Source organism: Rhizobium sp. NZLR8 (genome assembly GCF_019685025.1).
GTDB lineage: Bacteria > Pseudomonadota > Alphaproteobacteria > Rhizobiales > Rhizobiaceae > Rhizobium.
Map to the genome: position 1 here is coordinate 74967 of NZ_JABDVY010000003.1, position 19239 is coordinate 94205.

Consider the following 19239-nt stretch of genomic DNA (forward strand, 5'->3'; position numbering starts at 1 on the left):
AAGCAAATGTCGGTCGCAACAATCCAGTCCGATCGTCTTGGCGCGAACCCGTTCGTCGTCGAAGGCCCGATCGTTTCCGGCTCCGGTATTCCCGGCCCGAACTTCTCCCTCGGCGCTATCGCCGGCGGGGACCGTGAATCCGAATGGGTCTATTGCCAGCTGGTGCTGGCCTCGCCGACCACCCTTCAGCCCGGCCAGTGGTTCCAGTGGACCCGGGATTATGTCGCTTCGCTGCTGACCACGGCGGCGGCCGTCGTCGGCCAGCGCTGCGGCGTCTTTTCGGGGGCCGCCCAGCCGCCGACGCTGACCGGCGGCCCGGTCGGGGCCGTGACACTCGCAGCCGGCACCTATTATCTCTGGCTGCAGCGCAACGGCCAGGCGCCGTCGCAGGTGGCAACCGCAACGGCGGCTCTCGTCGTTGCCGAAACCACCGCCACCGCAGGCCAGGCGAGCGCCCCGGCCTCGGCCACGGCCACCACCAAGGCCATCGCCAACGTCAACTTTGCCGCCGCCAACCAGACGTTCACGGCAACCACCGTCAACGGCTCCAACCTGCTGGCGGGTATTTCCGGTCTGAGTGCCGGTTCCGGCCCGTTCATCGGCGCGGCGGTCGCCGGCACGGGTGTCCCTGGCGGCACGACGATTTCGGGCATCACCTACAGCCCGAACGGCGTCGTCCAGAGCATCACGCTCTCGGCCAACGCCACCGCCAACGGCACGGGCATCACCATCACCGCGACCGGTGTGCTCGAAGCGACGCTGATGCGGCCGTTCCTGTCGAAGGTGAACTAAACCTAAGCCATCAACGGGCGCTTCGGTGCCCGCTGAGGCTGCTGCCAATGCCTTCCAACTTCTCCTTTCGTCATGCCCGGGCCTGTCCCGAGCCTCTGCCGCCGGTCGATGCGCAGCAGATCCTTGGCACAAGGCCGAGGATGACGAGGAGGGAATACTTCCCCCGCCCATCCCTATTTCCCCGCCATCAACAGCGAGACCAGCAAATGCCCGACAACACCGGAATTTATGCCTCCTTCAGCCTCGAACCGGTCGAACAGACCTTTCTGACCGAGAAGGAAGGACGGCCGATCTTTGCCGACAAGGAATTCGTCCGGATTTTTATCGCCGGCGACAAACACACCGAGGTCTATCGCGAGGTGACCGACAACGACAAACAGCGCTTTGCCGACGCCTATAAGCGGTTCAAGCAGGGGGCCGAGGCCCGCGAACAGCTGACCGGCACGCCGCTGGCGCAGTGGCCTTATCTGAAACCCAGCCAGATCAAGGAGATGGAGGCGGTCAATATCTACACCGTCGAGCAGCTCGCAGCTCTTTCCGACACCGCCAAGCAGAAGATCGGCATGGGCGCCAACGAGCTCGTCGCCGCCGCCCGGGCCTATCTCGCCACTGCCGAAAACTCCAGCGCCGCCTCGGCCTTCGCCGCCGAGAACGAGCGGCTGAAGGATGAGGTGACCCGCCTGCAGGAGCAGATGAGGGAGATGGCCTCGCGCTTCGAGGCGCTCGAAAACGAAGGCCAGGGCAACAAGGCCCGCAGCCGCCCAGCCGCCTGAACCAGCCGCCTGACCTGAACCGGAGTTCCCCCGTATGTCGCTCTTGACCATCATTCAGAACGTCTGCGCGGAAATCGACCTCGATCCGCCGACGGCCGTCATGTCCTCGGCGGATCCGCAGATCATGCAGCTGCGCATCCTCTCCACCCGCGCCGGCCGCGACCTGGTGCGCGAGCATGACTGGTCGGCGCTGATGGTGCGGCGGCAGTTCGTGGCGACCGGTGCAAATCCGGAGCCGGCCGAGCCGCCCGATGACTGGAACCGCTTTGCCGCCAATGCCAAGATCTGGAATGCCTCGCGCCTGTGGCAGCTCAACGGCCCTGTCGAGCCGCAGACCTGGCAGCGCCAGACGATCCTCAACTCCAACCCGGTGCCGCAGATTTGGCGCATGGCTGGCGGCAAGCTCGACATCTACCCGAACGCCTCAGGCGAGACGATGGAATATGCCTATATCTCCGGCTTCTGGGTGGCGGTGAATGGCGGTGCGACCTCTGGGGCGAATTGGGCAAACGATACCGATACGGCCCGTTTTCCCGAAGACCTCCTCGAACTCTCGCTGATCTGGCGCTGGAAGCGGGCCAAGGGCCTCGATTATGGCGAGGAGATCGCCAGTTTCGAGCGATCCAAGGAAGCAGCCATCGGCGCCGATCGGGCAGCAAGCCCCGTCGACCTTTCGCTGCCGGCGAGGGGACAGGCGCCCGAGAATTATTGGCCCGGCACGATCACGGTTTCAAATCCATGACCCGCAAACCTGTTCCCCCAAACGGGCGCACCCGCCGCGTTTCGCCAGGCAAAGACTGGATCGCGCCGATCGGCGGCTGGCGAACCGATGTCGAAATGGCGGATATGCCTGAAGATGCGGCGTTTCAGCTCGACAACTTCTTTCCCGAGGCCAACCGCGTCCGCGCCCGCTACGGTTTCCTCGCCTTTTCCACCGGCCTTGGCGCCGACGTGCAGACGGTCATCCCCTATTCGGGCGTCAGCAACAGGCTGTTTGCCGCCGCCGGCGACAAGATCTTCGACGTGACGGTGGGGGGCGCTGCCGGTGCGCCCGTCGTCTCGGGCATGGCCAGCGCCCATTGGTCGGTGCAGCAATATACCAACCCGGCCGGCCAGGAATTCCTACGCCTGGTCAATGGCCTCGATACACCGCTGCTCTTCAACGGCAGCTCCTGGACCAACAATTTTCTCACCGGCACGGCAACGCTCGCCACCCAGAACGTTGCCGTCCGCAACACGGCCTATACGCTGAGCTTCTTCGGCAACGGCTCGGTCACGCTCTCCGGCGCCTTCTCCGGCACGTTGAACGGCACCGGCGTCAACAATCGGGTGTCGCTCACCTTCACGCCGGCGGCCGGCACGCTTGTCGTCACCGTGACGGGAACGGTGACCAATGCGCAGCTGGAAAAAGGCGCGGTCGCCACACCTTACGTTGCCTCGACGATGATCACCGGCATACCGGACGCTTCGCTGCTGATCGCGGTCACCGCCTATCGCTCGCGCCTGTGGTTCATCGAGAAGAATTCGACCAATGTCTGGTATCTCGCCACCGACGCCGTCAGCGGCGCAGCCACGGTGCTGCCGGTCGGCGGCAACATGAAATATGGCGGCACGCTGGTTGCGATCAACGTCTGGACGATTCCGGTTTCGACAGGCCTGCAGCAGTGCCTGGTGCTGATCTCCTCGGAAGGCGAGGTGATCGTCTTCCAGGGCTCCGATCCTTCGAGTGTTTCGAACTGGGGCCTGATCGGCACCTTCAAGCTCGGCCGGCCGCTCGGCAGCGATCGATGTCTGCTTTCGGTCGGCGCCGATCTGGCGATCATGACCACCGATGGCATCGTGCCGATCACCAAGGCGGTGCAGCTCGACCGCGGCGCCACCAGCCTCGGAGCGATCACTGCCAGGATCGGCCCGACATGGCGCGAGACCGTTGCGGCGATCGGCACGACTTCGCAGGAGTGGCAGCTTTCGAGCTTCCCGGCCAGGCAGATGGCGATCGTCAACCTGCCGTCCTCCTTCGGCCCCTATCAATATGTGATGAACACCGAAACCGGCGCCTGGTGCCGCTTCGTCGGCATGCCGGCCTCCTGCTGGGCGACCTGGCAGGACCGGCTGTTCTTCGGCGCCGGCGACGGCACGGTCTATGAGGCCGAGGTCGGCGCCAACGACAATGGCGTGGCGATCGATGCGCTGATGGTCGGCGCCTGGAGCCGATATGGCGACGGGCTCTCGACCAAGCTCTCGAAGCTAATCGGGGTGACGGCGCAGATCGGTGTTTCCTCGCTGATGTATGGTGGGATCTCGGTCGACTACCAGACCAAGATCCCGACGGCGCTGCTGTCCTCGGTCGAGAACAATGCGGCGGCGAAATGGGGAACGGCGATCTGGGGCGTGTCAAAATTTCCGGGCGTTTCGCTGGTGCGCAAATTCGCCTCCGCCGGCGGCGCCGGTTCGGCCTTGGCGCCGACGATCCGTGCGCTGATTTCGGGCTCCTCCGGCTCCGTCTCCGAGGCGGCCGTGGTCGGCGGCTCGGTGCTTTATGAAAAGGGCGCGCCGATTTGATCGTCTCCGAACCGCGCGCGGAAATCGCCGCCTGGGTCGGCGGCCGGATCGGCGTCAGCTTCCATGCGCCTTACACCACGCTTGCCCATATCGACCGCGGCCGGATCATCGCCGGCTTCGTCTTCAACGTCTGGACCGCGCATGACGTCGAGGTCTCGCTTGCCGCCGACCGGCTGTCGCGGACGCTGATGCGATCGGCCTTTCATTATGTCGTGCATCAGCTCGGTTGCCGGCGCGCAACCGCCAGGACACGGGCCGACAATTTCGACGCCCAGACGATGCTCGCAAAGCTCGGCGCACGGCTGGAAGGCCGCCAGCAGGCCTATTTCGGCGACTTCGACGCGCTGCTTTACGCAATCATGAAGGAGGATTTTCCCTATGGTCTCCACGCCGAAGGCCCCGAAGGCGCCTGATCCTACACAGACCGCGGCGGCCCAGACGGCCACCAACGTCGACACCGCCATCGCCAATGCCGGCCTGAGCCACACCAACCAGTACACGCCGGATGGTTCGCTGGAATACAAGGTCACCGGCAAGAGCACGATGACCGACCAGAACGGCAAGTCGTATAATCTGCCGGTCTATTCGGCCTATCAGACCTATTCGCCTGAAAATCAGGCGATCTATGACCAGACGCAGCAGACGCAGCTCGGCCTTGCCAGGCTCGCCAACGACCAGACCGGCAAGATTTCCGGTGTGCTCGGCACCAATGTCGATCTGAGCGCCGGCAATGTCGACAAATATGTCAATAATCACTGGCAGTCCGGCTTCAACAACCAGTGGGATCGCGATCAGGCAAGCCTCGACCAGAGCCTTGCCGACAAGGGCATCTCGATGGGGTCGGCGGCCTATGACAACGCGCTGCGCGATTTTTCGACGCGCAAGCAGGCCGCCTCCGACCAGTATCTCGGCGACATGTATTCGAATGCCCAGAACTCCATCCTGACCGAGCGAAACCAGCCGCTGAACGAGATTTCGGCGCTGATGTCGGGATCGCAGGTCCACCAGCCGAGCTATGTCAACACGCCGACGACGCAGCTGCCGAATGTCGACCAGGCCGGCCTGATCAATGAAGGCTTCAACCAGCAGATGGGCCTCTACGACCGCCAGGTCGCCCAATCGAACGCGGCGATGGGCGGCCTCTTCGGCCTTGGTGGCTCACTGCTCGGCGGCTGGGCGAAATCCGACCGTCGGCTCAAGGAAAACATCAAACGCGTCGGCACGCTGGATAACGGCCTGCCGGTCTACGCCTTCAAATACAAGGACGGCGGCCCGACCCAGATCGGCCTGATGTCCGACGATGTGCGCAAGACCCATCCGGACGCCGTGTTCGAACACGCCGACGGCTTCGACCGCGTCTTCTACGAAAGAGCAGTGGCATGATGGATTTCCTCTTCGGCGGCGATACCGGCAAGACACAGGGCGACATCGACGACAAGCGAAAGCAACTGGCCTACGCCATGTTGCAGCAGGGCATGGATATGAGCCCGGTGCAATCGCCGTGGGAAGGGGTCGCGCGGCTTGCCGAAGGCGGGCTCGGCGGCTGGGCGGTTCGCCAGCAACGGCAGGCGCAGCAGGCAGGCGCCGGTCAAGGTGCCGTCGCTCCGACAGGCCAGCCTTCCACACCAGCGCCGGCCTCTCCCGGCTTCCTGTCGCTGTTCTTCGGTGGCGGGCCGACGCGCCGGACTGACGGCTGAACTAGGACATCAGCGGGATAACGGCGTGCTGATCGGTCCCTACCGATACAGGGACGGCGGTCCGATCCGGATCGGCCTCGTGTTCAATAATGTGTGAAAAATCCATCCAGACAGACGGTTTCGACCGCGTCTTCTACGAAAGGGCAGTGGACCAATGTCACTAGCGTCATTCATTTTCGGCGGCGATACCGGCAAGACACAGGGCGACATCAGCGACCGGCGCAAGCAGCTGGCTGATGCCATGCTGCAGCAGGGCATGGATTCGGGCCCCGTACAATCCCCCTGGCAAGGGGCCGCGCGTCTTGTCCAGGCTCTCCTGGGCGGGCTGGCGATCCGCCAGCAGGAGCAGCAGGCAAGCGGTGAGGGCAGCGCGGCGCCGGCCGGCGATCCGGGCGACTATCCCTTCGCGCCGCTGCCCGACAACGGGCCCGTTCCGCCGGAAAGACCCAGTCTCGACCCGCTGATGACGACTGATGATCGCGGCGAACAGCCCATGGCCCCGGCCGCCCAGCCCGGCGCCGGTCTCTTCGCGCCGCTGCCCGACAACGGGCCTATTCCGACGCCGAAGCCCTATCGCGACCCGATGGTCACGACGGACTATCGCCGGGCGGCCGACCAGCCTGGCGACGATCCATTCGCACCGCCTGCCAACCCTCCCATTCCGACGCCGCGGCCTTATCGCGACCCGATGGTTACGACCGAATATCGCCGCGAGCAGCCGATGGCGGCCGATCAACCAGGCGACGATGCCTTCGCTCCGTTGCCTGACAACGGGCCCGTTCCCTCGCCGAGACCCGAATATCGCGACCCGCAGATGACGACGGACGAACACAGCCAACAGCCCGCGGCGCCAGCTCCTGGCGCCGCCGCCGCCGGATCCGCAAACGACGGGGCAGAGCTTCAAACGGTTCTATCCGATCCCGTTCGTCGCGGCGAGTTGCCGCCCGGCATGCGCAACAACAATCCCACCAATCTCAAATACGCCGGCCAACATAGGCCGGGGATCATCGGCCCTTCCGAGAACACCGACCAGGGCGATCCGCAAGTTGTCTATGCCACGCCGGAAGCTGGCATGGAGCACAATGTCTGGCAGATCATGAAGAAGTATCGAGAGGGCATGCTGACGCCGAATCAAATCATCGCTGGAACAAAGGGCTGGACGCCTAACTCTTTCACGGCGGCTGCCAACATCGCGCAAATGATGGGCATTGGCCCTGCCGATGATCTCCGCCTGAACGACCCGGCAATGGCAAAGAAGTTTGTTCGCGCCCTCATCACGCAGGAGCAGGGAACATCGGGCGCTCTTTATCCGGACAGCATGATTGAAGCGGCGATCGCGGCACAGTCCAAGGGCGTTGCGCATGCCGTGCCTTCTCAGCCGGCCAAGGGGCCTGTCCCCGCGCCGAGGCCGGAATATCCCGATCCGCAGTTGACGACGGACGAGCGCCGCCAGCAGCCCGCGACGGCGCCCCAACTGCCCGGCGACGATCCCTTCGTTCCAACGGGCAAAGTGCCCGTTCCCACACCGAAACCCGGCCGCCACGATCGGCAGGCGGTAAGAGGCACTCCCAGCCAGCAACCCGTCGACGCCGATGTCTTCGACGGCTTCATGGGCACGATCAAGAACGGCTATAAGCAGCGAGATGGGTCGATCATCAAGGTGACCAACCCTTATGGTCTTGCGGCTATCGCCTCGACGGGCCAGTCCGAAAGCCAGTTCTCGGCCAAGGGAGCCAATAGTTCTTGGTCCGACCCAAGCAAGAGCGGAAAGCCCGGCAGATCAGGCGCCATTATGTCGTGGCGTAACACCCGACTGCAGGCACTTTACGACTTCGCCGCCGCCAAGGGCGAAAAGCCGGGTGCGATCAGCCCGCAGACACAGGCCGAGTTCTTCCTGCAGGAGGACCCTCGCCTGATCGCCAGGCTGAACGCCGCTCAATCGCTCGAGGAGGCGCAACGCCTGATGAACAGGGCTTGGGCTTTTCGAGATTACGATGTTCCGGGGAACCAGGAGGCCACAAACCGGCTCGCGAGAGCAAAGAGCTTTCTGCCGGAGTACCAGACCGACGGCGCCACCGATCCCTTCGCCCTGCCTGACAACCCACCCAACTCGACACCGAGGCCGGCCTCCCGCAATCCGCGGCAGACGATGAACCAAGGTCGCGAACCGGCGGCGGCCGCCCTCGTGCGTGCGCTCCTCGCTCGGCAGCAAAGTGGTCTGTGGTAGGCCAATTCAGGCTTCCGGGGCCGCAACGCGTGAAAGCTCGTTCGGCGCCGGCATAGCCCACATGGCGGCTATGCCTTCCTCGATATTGCCTGTTGGTTTGACGTTGTAAATCTCATCGCGATGGCGGCGATATCAAGAAAAGCAAAGGCAGCAATCAAGGGTATATTTTTGACGCCGAAAATCTTCGTCAAGGTGCTTTTCCAGCCGAAACGCGCCTGCACAGCGCCTTGCAGGGAGTAAATCCAGATCAAAGGAGCCGGAAGATTGCGTTGAGATTCGACAGCCAACCCCACTCTGCGCAGGAGTTCGGCCAAACGCTCAAAATTGTAAAGGTTCAAATGCCGCGGGAAATAATATCCGCCCCATGCACAGCCCGCAAACAGCTGTCTGTCCCAGCCGTCAGTATTAGGCGTTTCGATCAATAACCGGCCATCCTTCGCCAAGGCGAGGACAAGGCGCCGCAAGCTCTCTTCTGGCTCCCAAAGGTGTTCTATAAGCTGGAGCATGACGATGAGATCAAATGGCTGGGCCGGCAATTCCGCCGCTTCGAGCGGCGCTTCGACTACCTTTATTCCTTGTTTTTCCAGGGCGGTACGCGTTTCAGCCGGGAAATGCCAATCGAGACCGAAGAGCTCAAGATCAGGACGCGCTTGACGCAGTGCAATCAAAAGTTCGCCGTTGCCGCATCCTACATCGAGCACTCTTCCCCGCAAAGGGAGATGCGCGACAACATCCTTAAGGCGCTTTCGATTGACGATGGTCTTTACTCGTCCAAGGAGATTTGCCCGGCTCTGAAATCTATTCGAGAAGGTTCCGTAGTTCGCCGGATACATCAAAGACAGTTGGCTGATGTCGGGTCTCGGATTGAGATAGAAATGACCGCATCCATCGCATCGGACGTATCTGAAGAAGTCTTCACTGCCGTGATATATATAGTCGCGCCCGGTAGCGACAACTGTGCAGCTGTCACTGCCGCAACCGCTGCACGTTGTAGGGGTTGATCTTATATGATTTGTCGCTTGAGAGTTCATGTTTGCCGCGTTCAATACCTTTAGACCCTAGAGAGCCAACGCATCTTGAACCGAATCTGAGAAATCATCGTTCTTACGATTTCTCGAGAGTCGGATGAATTTTGCAAAACCACTGCGCTGCAGGCACCTCGGAAAATGCTCGTAGAAACCACCTTTGAGCAGGTGCCTATGAAGTTTTGCGAGATTGTGCTGCGGAATGGCGGGAAAAAGATGGTGTTCGATATGATAGTTGAAATTCGCCTGGTACATAAGCCATTTCTCAAACCAATTAGGGACTGTCGTCCGGGCGAGCGGCATCATGGCCCGCTCCCGTCCGTCCTCGTAAAGTGGATAATCCTCGGGCTGATGCTCCGCGATGGTGCGTATAATATTCAGGGCGATTGCCACGGCAGCAATGGGATAACCCCATAACAGAATGTAGAGATACCATCGTCCCGTGACAATGCAGAGTGCAAACAGCAAGCCGTTGAAGATGATGGTCACCATCGGCGCTAACCAGGAAGGCGACAGCGAGTTACCCGATGCTTTCTTTCGAGCCAGACCACCATATTTGTCAGCCGCCAGCCACACTCCCATGCCACCGCTCAGCGCCTTTACCATGACCCACGCGAGCGCCCGGAAGCCCTTGATCGGCTCGCGATAGGGGTAACCATCCTCATCCTTTTCTGTACCCAGATGTGCATGGTGGCTCATGTGGCGTAGTCGATACGCGCCGACTGACATCCCGACAGGCGCGGCAAAGAATATATCGCACCAGATATCGTTTTTGCGGCGGCTGGAGAAGAGGTGGAAATGCGACGCTTCGTGAACCCAAAGCAACATGCCTTGCGTTACCGCGGAGTTAATCAGGAATGGCAGCCATAGCACCCACCAAGGGCCGAAGAGCGCGATCGCCCAAGAGATAACGATCTGAACCCAGACCATCGTCGTCGCCACGATAATTGCGCGCGGTTGAGGCTGTTTCAACGATTCAAGGAAGCTCTGGTCGACAAGCCTTCTCGCTACCTTCATGCATTCATTGAACTGCGCATCCATGCAGTGACCAATCCTATCCATCCGATAACCCTCGAAGAAAGTTATCTACCTTCCTTTGAGCTCTTGCTCCTAACCAGCACATTCATACCGCCACCTTCCGGTATCATCGCCCGTACTTTGTCGGCGTCTTCAGGCAGTTTCCTGCCAGATGCCATTTCATCAATCTCGTAGCCGCCCTGCCAGAGAAGCTCCAACAATCTGTCGAAGTCTCCGGGATTCTCAGCGTAAACATAGGGGGCCAATTCAAGCATTATACGCGGCTGGAACTTTTTGAGAGTCACCGTCGCCCCAAGTAGAACCGCAAGCTCGTTTCCGTCCACGTCAAGTTTTATGAAATCGACCTTGCCGACCCCAAGATCCCGCAATGTTTCGTCCAGCGTGCCGAGCCGCGCGCCCTGTGTCGACATGAGTCGACCGTGGTGTTCGCTATGCAAATCTTCAGCAACTTCGAGCGGCCAGCTTGAATAGACCGCTTCGGGCATCGCTTCGGATGCACTTGCCATAAGCATCATCTGGTAAGCGTCGATTCGCTGGGCGAGCGTCGGGTTGAGCGAAATATTGGCCTTCTGTTTCGCGAATGCATGAGCCGTCGGCTCGAAGGAGATCACCCTGCCGGCTCCGCCCACCAATTGCGCCAGGGGCAACGTATGAGAACCCACATTGGCGCCGATGTCGAGGACTATGTCTCCGTCCCCTATCAGCTCTCTATACCTATCGAGCGTTCTGACCTCGAACCCGCCCAATAGGTAGATCGCGAAATCAACGCCGTCTCTAAGGTCCAGCGACCAATTTATTCCGCGGCGCTTCGTTATGACGGTTGCGGGTAAGCCAACGCAACCCCGGACCAACAAGACAGCTTTGGATAGAGAGCGAGCGATCAGGATTTTGTTGCTGGTGGATAACATTGTCCTCAGGCCGCCTCTAAGTGGTTTTGTGATTGGCGGGCGCTCTTCTTGCAACGACCAGATTGCAATATTGGCCCGCGTTTTTTGGATCAAGGCTCTCGTAATTGAAAGCAGTGCCAGGTGGATCCGCTATGTTTTGGAACTCGAAATTCAGCATCTGTAGGAATTTGGTGAGTTCGGCCGGGTTCACGGACGCTTTCGACAAACCATAAGGCCAGAACTCCATGAATACCCGAATGTCGCGATTCTCCCGCAGGACCCGCTCGGCACCCTGTAGAACGCTCAACTCATATCCCTGAACATCGATTTTGATAAAATCGACCCGCTGCCCTGGCGAAAAGTAATCATCCAGCTTCACCAATGGGACGTCGATGCTCACTCGCCCATCGCCACTATCAAATGTTCGGTGATCGACATTCAGCTCGGCCGAAACATACAGCCTTGTGGTGCCGCTGGCCGCTCCTACCGCGGCGTGTTGCAGGGATACATTCGACAAGCCGGTTACCGTTGCTCCAAGCTTTTCGAAGTTCGCCGGCGCCGGCTCGAAGGCATGGACATGGCCGGTCGTTCCCGTCAGCGCGGAGAACATGCGGGTATATATTCCGATATTTGCACCGATATCTGCGACGATCATGCCCGGCGAAATGAGCTCACGCATCAAAGCGCGCTCACGTCGTTCCGAAACTGCCTTCCATACGGAATAGAGAGGATAATACAGGGCATAACAATGCCGATAGAGCCAATCGGCGAGACGTAGCAAAACCATCCCTACACCTCTTCTTTTGACGTGAGGCGGACCGTGAAGAATGAGGCGAACACCTTGGGCAGCGCGGCGCCTATTGCTCTGTCGAGCTTGAAGTAAGGCTTATAAGCCCAGCCAGGCACAGGAAACTTCTTCGATATCCCGCCTGTCACCATATAGGAGAGGGAGGTGAAATAGCTGATCCTTGTCTTCTCAAGGCTATAGCAATCTGCAAGCTCAGCGAGCCAGTCCGGCCGCTGAAAGAAGATCATATGTGGCATAGCCTGATTTGAGGTCGAAAGAGGACCCTGAACGGTATCCAGAACCGGGCGGCGGATACTGAAATCCACCGGCTCATGATGGAGAAGTTTATACATCGGGTAGGATAGCCAAGACAAATAAGGTTCCGTCGCATACACCCTGCCGCCCTTTGTGAGCTTGCGTGTCGCCCCGCGGAGGAACGCAAGGGGATCCTTCAGGTGATGCAGAACATTGGTCATCGTAATCACATCGACGCTATGGTCCGCGATGTCAGGCAACCCAGCGATCTCGTGGCAATCGAAGACAAAGTCCAAATAGTCTAACTTCAGCACATCGGAGGTGATGACATTCGGTAGGAAGCGCTTGAGAGGCGACGTTCCGCTTCCGATTTCCAGAACGGTATTCGTGGCAATATCCGGTTCCTGTCGAAACATCTCCTGGTAGAGCTCGCCATACCAATGCATCAGGTTGGGATTTGCGCTTAGCCGCTCGCGATTTGCCAGCGTTTGAGCAAGATCGGCGTCATAGAGAGTGCTTTCGATTTCCATCGTCAGAGAAACTTTATTCGTCTTGCCGCAAAAGCCAGCATAGCCAACAGAATGGAACCATGGCGCCAACGCGAGATGTTCGTTTCACCGTAGAGTCTTTCTCGATAACCGATCGGAACCTCGACGATCTTAAGGCCCATCCGCGCGGCGCCGAAGATCAGGTCGAAATCACCAAAGGGATCGAAATCACCGAAGTAGGATCTGTTTGCCTGAAGTTTGAGATAATTGGAGCGGCTGATCACCTTGGTTCCGCATAGGGTGTCTTTGTATCTCTGGCCAAGAACGAAGGAGAAAGCCAATGCGAAAAACTTGTTGCCCAGGAGATTGAAGAAACGCATCGCCTCCTTTTCCATGGGATAGACCAAGCGAGTTCCGTTGATGAACTCGCCTTTCCCATCCTTGATGGCGTTGTAGAATTTCGGCAAATCCTCGGGCGGGACCGTCATGTCCGCGTCAAGAATCATCAAGACTTCCTTTGTGGCCAGCGAAAAACCCTTCCTGACGGCGTCGCCTTTACCCTTACCATCCTGTTGGGCAATCAGGATGGTGCGTTCGCCGCCATAGCGCTGTTGCGCTTCTTGGATCGCCTTCCACGTTGCGTCGGTTGAATTGCCTTCGACAAAAATGAGTTCATCATCCGGCCCCATAACCGGCAACCGTTTGACAATATCCTCGATATTTCCTGCCTCGTTTCTCGCTGGAACTACAATTGACACCGACGGCTCGGTTTTCGATGCGGCATCGCCGACCGGCCTCGCAATCGCGATGTTGAGAAGGCAGAGAGTTCGAAAAAGCGGAAGAGGAGCAAGGCAACGGTTAACAAAGCCACTGATAAGTGGGATGTAAACCGGGATTAGAATCTTCTGGTCCAGTCGTATTAATTCGAAGTCTTCGAGCGTCAGAAGATTCTCGACGTCTTCATGGGCAAGCCAATTCGATTCAGGAACCCGCCGGCGCAGGCCGAGCTTAGATGCGAGAGTTGCAAGCGGCCGCCACATGCTGCTGTAATAGGTAAGAACAAGGCGTGTCTCAGGTGAACACAATGCACGTGCCTGAGCGAACATGCTCTGTATGTCTCGTTCGTAATGGATGAGGCCGCTGATGACCAGATAATCAGGTTTGGTGTCAGCGACTTCTTCGATCTTGACGACCTTGTGCTCGTCAAACTCTTTCACAGGTTCAGTCGGTTGCGTTATCGAGCGAAACGTTATCTTGCCCTGAGGAAATTTACCAATCAGCAGAGGCGTCGTCGGATCGATCTCGACCACGGAATTCTGGCCCAAGACAAAGAGGCCAATGTACTTTCTCAATTGAGAATAGAAATAGTCCCGCATAAGTTACCTCGGCGCCAAGCGGTTCAAGCGCCAATGTCCCAGGATGAGGGCTGCAGGCACGACGTACACCACAAAAAAGAGAAAATGAACGGCCGTCGCCAGGAGTAACCCCTCTGAGGGTGAACGCCCTAGCAATACGAATGCCGAAACGACGGATGCATGGAAGGTGCCGACTCCGGATGGTGCAGCTGGGATCATCAGACCCAATCCCCCGGCAAACAACACGAATAACGATTCTTGATAACTCAGCTCGACGCCGACAAACCGGGCGACGAAGATATACGCAAGGGCGTATGCCGAAAGCCACAAAACCAGCGTCAGAAAGGCCGGAACGATGGTCACGGACAGAGATAAGCTTCGTGCGGAATTTCCGATAAAATGAATTACGTGACGGTCAAAGAAATCTTGCAGTCGCAGGAGACCGAAGACGGGCCGCAATATCGGGACAAGCCGATTGCCGAAATTCCTTACCAGAACTGCCGATAGAAATATCCCAACTATTGCACCAACCATGATGACCAACAGAGCATTTCGGTACTCGGAATTCAATGTATGGCTCAGTAAAACCAAAGAAAATATGCCGACGGAAATGATCGTCACCAAGTCAACCATCTTTTCGACCAGAAGCCTACCAAGAGCGTCTGCGTAGGGGACGGTCGCGACAACTCGGCTGTAATGTACACGCAAGAGGTCTCCACCTCTCGCAGGAAGGAACATGTTGGCGCCCAAGCCGAGTAGGGAGGCCATGAGGGACGTTCCGTAACCGATCTTGCCATCCAACAACAGGCGCCACCGCACCGCATAACCTACCGCGATACCAAAGGTAACAAGCATAAACCAAAGGAGCGATGTGACGGATATTCCGCTACGAAAAATCCGGATGGCTTCCTCCCAATCCACCGCCTTTAGCAAGAATATCAGGAGGAAAATGCTTATTGCCGAGGCTATAAGCATCTGCAGGCGTTGATATGCAGGAGCCGCCGCCGCAGCTTTGCTCCATGAGTTATACAACCTCTCACGCATCCGCCAGTGACTTGCGGCTTCAACAGCCGAACTGGGTAGAGCGTTTTTGACGGGACGTTTGAGCATAAAAGGCCTGCGTTTGAATCGATCGCAAGTGGAAGTCGAGGGTGAAGTCGACCGCATACAGCACTAACGGGCGGCCCGCTACCAATAGTTTCGTCGCGGCGCCACCTCAATTTATGGTACCAACAAGTCTTCTATTTCCTAGTCGCACGCAGCCTGGAATCAGCGTGATTTAGCGCTTGCTTACGACCGCGGTTGATTTAGAACGGCGCTCCGCAAAGGCTCGATATCCGGAAATTTCTAGAGCGCGGGAAATGAGAATGAGTGATCAGCTTCAAGCCAGGCCGAAACTGAATAGTTTGCTTTTACTGACGATTGCTGTTCTCTTGACCCACTGGATGGCCTTCTTCAATGAAGGAATATTTGCTGAGGATGCCGGTTTATTTCCAACATTGATCTACAATGATTGGATCGCCATCGCGGACATGTTTTCTTCAGCAGGGGTGCCGGTATTTACGTACTATGTTTGGCCGATGGCCTTCGTTGGGAACGTTTTGCTTTTAAAATCCTTTGTCATAATCGGGGTCTACTTCATTGCGATCTTCTCCTACCTCCTAGCTTCAAAGTCTGGATATTTTTCGGAGCGCGAGTCTTTGGTGCTCGCAATATTCACGCAGTTGTTGCCGCTCCCCACGATCACGGTTATTTTTACATATTCGATATACTTTAATGCCTATGCCCTTTTTCTATTGGCTACATATTTATTCCTGTCAATCGAATGGATGCGCGGAAGGAGCCACTATCTCCTCCGCGGACTGGCAATTTGCATTTACTTCATTGCATTCACGCTGAATTCCTTGCTGGTGCTCTATGCGGCTGGTTTCGTCCTCGTTTATGCGGTGTGGCTGAGAAGGACAGGGCGCCGAGTTCGCAATGCGCGGGAATTGGTCTCGACATTTTCATCATTCTGCCTTGCACGAGCGGATTTCACCATTCTGCCCTTCGTGTACTGGGTTTGTAAGGCAATTTTCTACCCTAGGTACGGATTGTACGATAACTACAATGGCTTTACCCTAAATGTTGAAAGCATTGCGGAGAATTCCTATCGATTTATATTTAATGGCACGATCTTTCCTTTGGCAAGGAGCGTTTATGATTGGAATGTTTATCTCTACTTGGGAGCTGCGGTCTGTTCGATCCTTTTTGTCGCGTGCTTTGTGTTCGCGAACAGGGGAGATGCTCGAAACGCTCAGCTAAATGAACGCTCTAGCGACGGTTTCAAAATTATCGGCTTTGGGATATTTTTACTGCTGTGTGGGACGGTCCCTTATATACTTGTTGGCAAGAGCCCCGCACCCGGCGTGTTGATGAGAAACGCGATGCTTATGCCGCTGCCGATAAGCGTGGTGGGTATCGGGATATGGCGAGTTATCAAATTCAGATCGACCAACCTTCAAAGCCATAGGGTTGCAATCGTGGTGTTTGTATCACTTCTCACCGTCTTCATCGGCCGGTGGTGGGAGAGTTACGCGGCATGGCAAGCACGGGCAGCGAAGGATCTGGCTGTCTCTCAATATCTCGCTGATCATCCTGAGTGGTCTGCCTATTCGGTTTACTGGATAGTCGACAAGCTTCCGCTGTCTGGCGAGGTTTCGGAGTATGGGTTCGCTGACTATACCTCTAAATTCCGCATTCTTTGGGGCGGACAAACCAGGATGGCATTTACGCCCGCCCACATCTTGTTTTTTGGCGTTGATACAAAGCCGGGCGTTAGGCCCGTCCACTCCAATCTTCCCGCTCGAATCGCTTTTTTCTGCAATTCTTGGGCCAGCGCAAAAGATATTGATTTGAGCGGCCCACAAGCGGAACTGGAAATTACAGCCACGCAAAGATCATGGAACGATGCTTCCGTCGCATCTGGATACCTCTATTACCGCTTCATCGAGCCTAGTGGCTTGAAAAATTATCTGGCTGAACTGGTAAATGTAACGCTGCGGGCGCGTTGAGGCTTATGGCATCACCAAAGCCGTGGCTGGCTCAATTGGCCCTGAACCAAAGGCAGCAGTCCACGGGCGCCGTCGCGACTGCCACGGGCGAACTCAAGTGCCCGTCTTCGCGGAGACCGCTGAGTTAATCCGCGATCTTGAGACGGCAGATCGAGGCTGTCGGTCGCTGGGTTGATCGACCCGCAAAATCCGGGGGCGCGTGCACCCGCCATTGCTAACCCATCATATGGCCTCGCATCCGCGGGGCCTTTTTCTTTGGAGATGATGAATGCCCAGAAACCCATCAACCGGCGTCTATTCCAAACCCGCCGGCACGACACCCTCCGTTGGCCAGGTCATCGACCCGGCGCCGTGGAACGCGCTGACCACCGACCTCGGCAACGAAATCACCAATTCTCTGCCGCGCGACGGTTCGGCGCCGATGATCGCACCCCTCCTAATTCAGAGGCTCGTCACTGCTTATAAGCGCTTTCGCTACTTCACCGCTGCCGGAAAAAATCTCGTGGTGAAACGCAGCGCTGAGTTCCGCCTAGTTAGTCATGCCGTCCTTGAGGTCGGCGACAACGTCACCATCCAAGATCAGTCGTTCTTTCAACTTACAATGCCAGAGCCCAAAGTCTTCATCGGCAACAACACCGTAATCGGCCGGCGCAACATCATCACGGCGAAGAACCGGATTTCAATCGGGAATGATGTCCTGATCGGCTCTGATGTCCAGATCATCGACCACGGCCACGGCATGAGGCGTGATACGCCAATCAGGCTTCAGAAGGCTGAGATCGGTACAGTTGAGATCGGTAATGATGTGTGGATAGGGGCCGGAGCCAAGATCCTGGTGAATGTCAAAATCGGCAATGGCGCCGTGATTGGAGCGAACGCAGTTGTAATAAGCGACATCCCGGAATATGGGGTCGCTGTCGGTTCGCCAGCAAGGGTTGTAAAATATCGTGAATAGCCGTCAGGCACGGCTCGTCCGATCACACTGACGTGCATCGTGCGACGCAGCCAGAACGCGGCTGCGAAGATCATCGCCTAAGGCGGGGTCATATTCTCCGACGAAATCACCAACGGAGGCAACGGAATCCTCAAGCCGATTCCGCGTTCAATATACTCGCTCTAGTGTCCTTTGACGTTGGACGGAGCACGAACCCACATCGTTGAAATCTCAACTCGCAGTCGTCTCCACCCCGGAGCCGGGTGCTTTTCCACATTCTCACACACCCCGGAGCCCACCCCATGCTCGTCCATAACTGGCGCGCGGTGATCAAGCACGCCTGGTCCGTCCGCCTGATGGCGCTGGCGCTGCTCTTCATCGTCATTGAGCCCGTCATCAATTTCGTCGCCGCAACCTGGGTGTCGCGCAACCTCTACATCCAGCTCGCCATGTCGGCGGCAACGGGGCTTTTCGCCGTGGCGGCGATCGTTGCCCGCATCTTCGTCCAGCAGAAAATCTCAGGAGAATTGAATGGCAAACCGCCTGCAGAAGGGTAGTGCCGCCGCGGCCATGGCTGTGGCGCTTGTCGGCTCGTTCGAGGGATTGCGCCAGAATGCCTATCCCGATCCGGCCACACAGGGACAGCCGTGGACGATCTGCTATGGCAGCACCAATGGCGTGAAGCCTGGCGATCACAAGACGGTGGAGCAATGCAAGGCGCTCTTGGCGCTGGAGCTCAAGACCTATGCGCGCGGCGTCGAAAGCTGCGTGCGCGTGCCGCTGCCGGCTGCCCGTTTCGTGGCGCTGACCTCGTTTGCCTATAATGTCGGCGTCAAGGCGGCTTGCGGCTCGAGCGCGGTCAAGCTGATCAACCAGGGCAGGGCGGCCGAGGGCTGCGAGGCGCTTTTGAAGTGGAACCGCGCCTCCGGCATCACCTTTCCCGGCCTGACGCGGCGCCGGCAGAAGGAACGCCAATTCTGCCTGGAGGGCATCTGATGTTCTCCCTGCTCGACACGCTCAAGATTGGCGCCGGCATCGCCGCCGGCCTGATGCTCTATCACCTCTATGCCGTTTCGATCGGCTATCCCTCGGCGGCAAGGCAGGCGCGGGCCGGCTATATCATGCTGGCCGAAAAGGGGGCAGCCGATGCGAGAGCCGCCGAGATGGAGCGGCAGCGTGACGCCGCTGCCGAGGCCACCGAAGAGCACCGCAAGCGCCTGGCAGCCGCCGAAGCGTCAGAGCAGGCGGCCAGAGACACACTCGAAATCGAGATCCAATCCTATGAGCTTCAGCTTTCGGAAAAGAACCGCGCTTGCGCTGTCACTGCTGTTGATCGTCAGTGGCTGCTCCGCCACTGAGCGGCTGA

At 58.1% G+C, this 19239-nt stretch carries 20 protein-coding genes; 13 read left to right on the forward strand and 7 right to left on the reverse strand.

Features of this window, described 5'->3' with window-relative positions; genetic code table 11:
• Positions 1-6 precede the first annotated feature (6 nt).
• The 8 genes from HJB89_RS07800 (at position 7) to HJB89_RS33150 (ending at position 8051) form a co-directional block, all read left to right on the forward strand.
• Positions 7-792, forward strand: coding sequence for a hypothetical protein (locus tag HJB89_RS07800; RefSeq protein WP_221149497.1), 786 nt, complete (start codon positions 7-9; stop codon positions 790-792).
• Positions 793-998: 206 nt separating this feature from the next.
• Complete coding sequence (locus tag HJB89_RS07805; protein WP_221132181.1) at positions 999-1565, forward strand: hypothetical protein; 567 nt, start codon at positions 999-1001, stop codon at positions 1563-1565.
• 34 nt (positions 1566-1599) lie between these two features.
• Complete coding sequence (locus HJB89_RS07810) at positions 1600-2307, forward strand: hypothetical protein (protein ID WP_221117044.1); 708 nt, start codon at positions 1600-1602, stop codon at positions 2305-2307.
• Complete coding sequence (locus HJB89_RS07815) at positions 2304-4127, forward strand: hypothetical protein (RefSeq protein ID WP_221117043.1); 1824 nt, start codon at positions 2304-2306, stop codon at positions 4125-4127. Before HJB89_RS07810 ends, HJB89_RS07815 begins: the two co-directional genes overlap by 4 nt.
• Positions 4124-4540 carry a GNAT family N-acetyltransferase gene (locus HJB89_RS07820; protein ID WP_221149498.1) on the forward strand — a complete coding sequence of 139 codons (417 nt, stop codon included), beginning with the start codon at positions 4124-4126 and terminating at the stop codon, positions 4538-4540. The genes HJB89_RS07815 and HJB89_RS07820 overlap by 4 nt, the downstream gene beginning before the upstream one ends.
• Complete coding sequence (locus tag HJB89_RS07825; protein WP_221149499.1) at positions 4506-5510, forward strand: tail fiber domain-containing protein; 1005 nt, start codon at positions 4506-4508, stop codon at positions 5508-5510. The genes HJB89_RS07820 and HJB89_RS07825 overlap by 35 nt, the downstream gene beginning before the upstream one ends.
• Positions 5507-5824 carry a hypothetical protein gene (locus tag HJB89_RS07830; RefSeq protein WP_405049111.1) on the forward strand — a complete coding sequence of 106 codons (318 nt, stop codon included), beginning with the start codon at positions 5507-5509 and terminating at the stop codon, positions 5822-5824. The genes HJB89_RS07825 and HJB89_RS07830 overlap by 4 nt, the downstream gene beginning before the upstream one ends.
• Positions 5825-5978: 154 nt before the next feature.
• Positions 5979-8051, forward strand: coding sequence for a hypothetical protein (locus tag HJB89_RS33150; RefSeq protein WP_259671993.1), 2073 nt, complete (start codon positions 5979-5981; stop codon positions 8049-8051).
• A gap of 68 nt (positions 8052-8119) precedes the next feature.
• Here the strand turns inward: HJB89_RS33150 and HJB89_RS07845 are convergent, their stop codons facing one another.
• From HJB89_RS07845 to HJB89_RS07875, 7 genes are read right to left on the reverse strand one after another with little or no spacing between them, the layout of a single operon-like run.
• Positions 8120-9082 (reverse strand): bifunctional 2-polyprenyl-6-hydroxyphenol methylase/3-demethylubiquinol 3-O-methyltransferase UbiG, encoded by a 963-nt coding sequence (locus HJB89_RS07845; protein ID WP_207583380.1) that lies wholly within the window; start codon positions 9080-9082, stop codon positions 8120-8122.
• Between the two features lie 27 nt (positions 9083-9109).
• The gene (locus tag HJB89_RS07850) at positions 9110-10117 is read right to left on the reverse strand and encodes a fatty acid desaturase family protein (protein ID WP_207583381.1); all 1008 of its coding nucleotides are present in this window, start codon (positions 10115-10117) and stop codon (positions 9110-9112) included.
• A gap of 41 nt (positions 10118-10158) precedes the next feature.
• Positions 10159-11022, reverse strand: coding sequence for an FkbM family methyltransferase (locus HJB89_RS07855; RefSeq protein WP_207583382.1), 864 nt, complete (start codon positions 11020-11022; stop codon positions 10159-10161).
• A gap of 16 nt (positions 11023-11038) precedes the next feature.
• Positions 11039-11788, reverse strand: a complete 750-nt coding sequence (locus HJB89_RS07860; RefSeq protein ID WP_221149500.1) for an FkbM family methyltransferase — start codon at positions 11786-11788, stop codon at positions 11039-11041.
• 2 nt (positions 11789-11790) lie between these two features.
• Entirely contained in the window at positions 11791-12573 is a 783-nt protein-coding gene (locus HJB89_RS07865) for a bifunctional 2-polyprenyl-6-hydroxyphenol methylase/3-demethylubiquinol 3-O-methyltransferase UbiG (protein ID WP_221132174.1), read from the reverse strand.
• Positions 12574-12575: 2 nt separating this feature from the next.
• Positions 12576-13907, reverse strand: coding sequence for a glycosyltransferase family 2 protein (locus tag HJB89_RS07870; protein WP_207583385.1), 1332 nt, complete (start codon positions 13905-13907; stop codon positions 12576-12578).
• 3 nt (positions 13908-13910) lie between these two features.
• Complete coding sequence (locus HJB89_RS07875) at positions 13911-14996, reverse strand: lysylphosphatidylglycerol synthase transmembrane domain-containing protein (RefSeq protein ID WP_246762732.1); 1086 nt, start codon at positions 14994-14996, stop codon at positions 13911-13913.
• A 257-nt stretch (positions 14997-15253) separates the two neighbouring features.
• On the opposite strand from HJB89_RS07875, the gene HJB89_RS07880 reads away from it, so the two are divergent.
• From HJB89_RS07880 to HJB89_RS07900, 5 genes are all read left to right on the forward strand, one after another.
• Entirely contained in the window at positions 15254-16939 is a 1686-nt protein-coding gene (locus HJB89_RS07880; protein ID WP_221149501.1) for a hypothetical protein, read from the forward strand.
• A 421-nt stretch (positions 16940-17360) separates the two neighbouring features.
• Complete coding sequence (locus HJB89_RS07885) at positions 17361-17894, forward strand: acyltransferase (protein WP_221149695.1); 534 nt, start codon at positions 17361-17363, stop codon at positions 17892-17894.
• 281 nt (positions 17895-18175) lie between these two features.
• Positions 18176-18430: a hypothetical protein gene (locus HJB89_RS07890; RefSeq protein WP_221149503.1), complete on the forward strand. Its 255-nt coding sequence runs from the start codon at positions 18176-18178 to the stop codon at positions 18428-18430.
• Entirely contained in the window at positions 18405-18869 is a 465-nt protein-coding gene (locus HJB89_RS07895) for a lysozyme (protein WP_221149505.1), read from the forward strand. The genes HJB89_RS07890 and HJB89_RS07895 overlap by 26 nt, the downstream gene beginning before the upstream one ends.
• Complete coding sequence (locus HJB89_RS07900; RefSeq protein WP_221149507.1) at positions 18869-19231, forward strand: hypothetical protein; 363 nt, start codon at positions 18869-18871, stop codon at positions 19229-19231. The genes HJB89_RS07895 and HJB89_RS07900 overlap by 1 nt, the downstream gene beginning before the upstream one ends.
• Positions 19232-19239 lie beyond the last annotated feature (8 nt).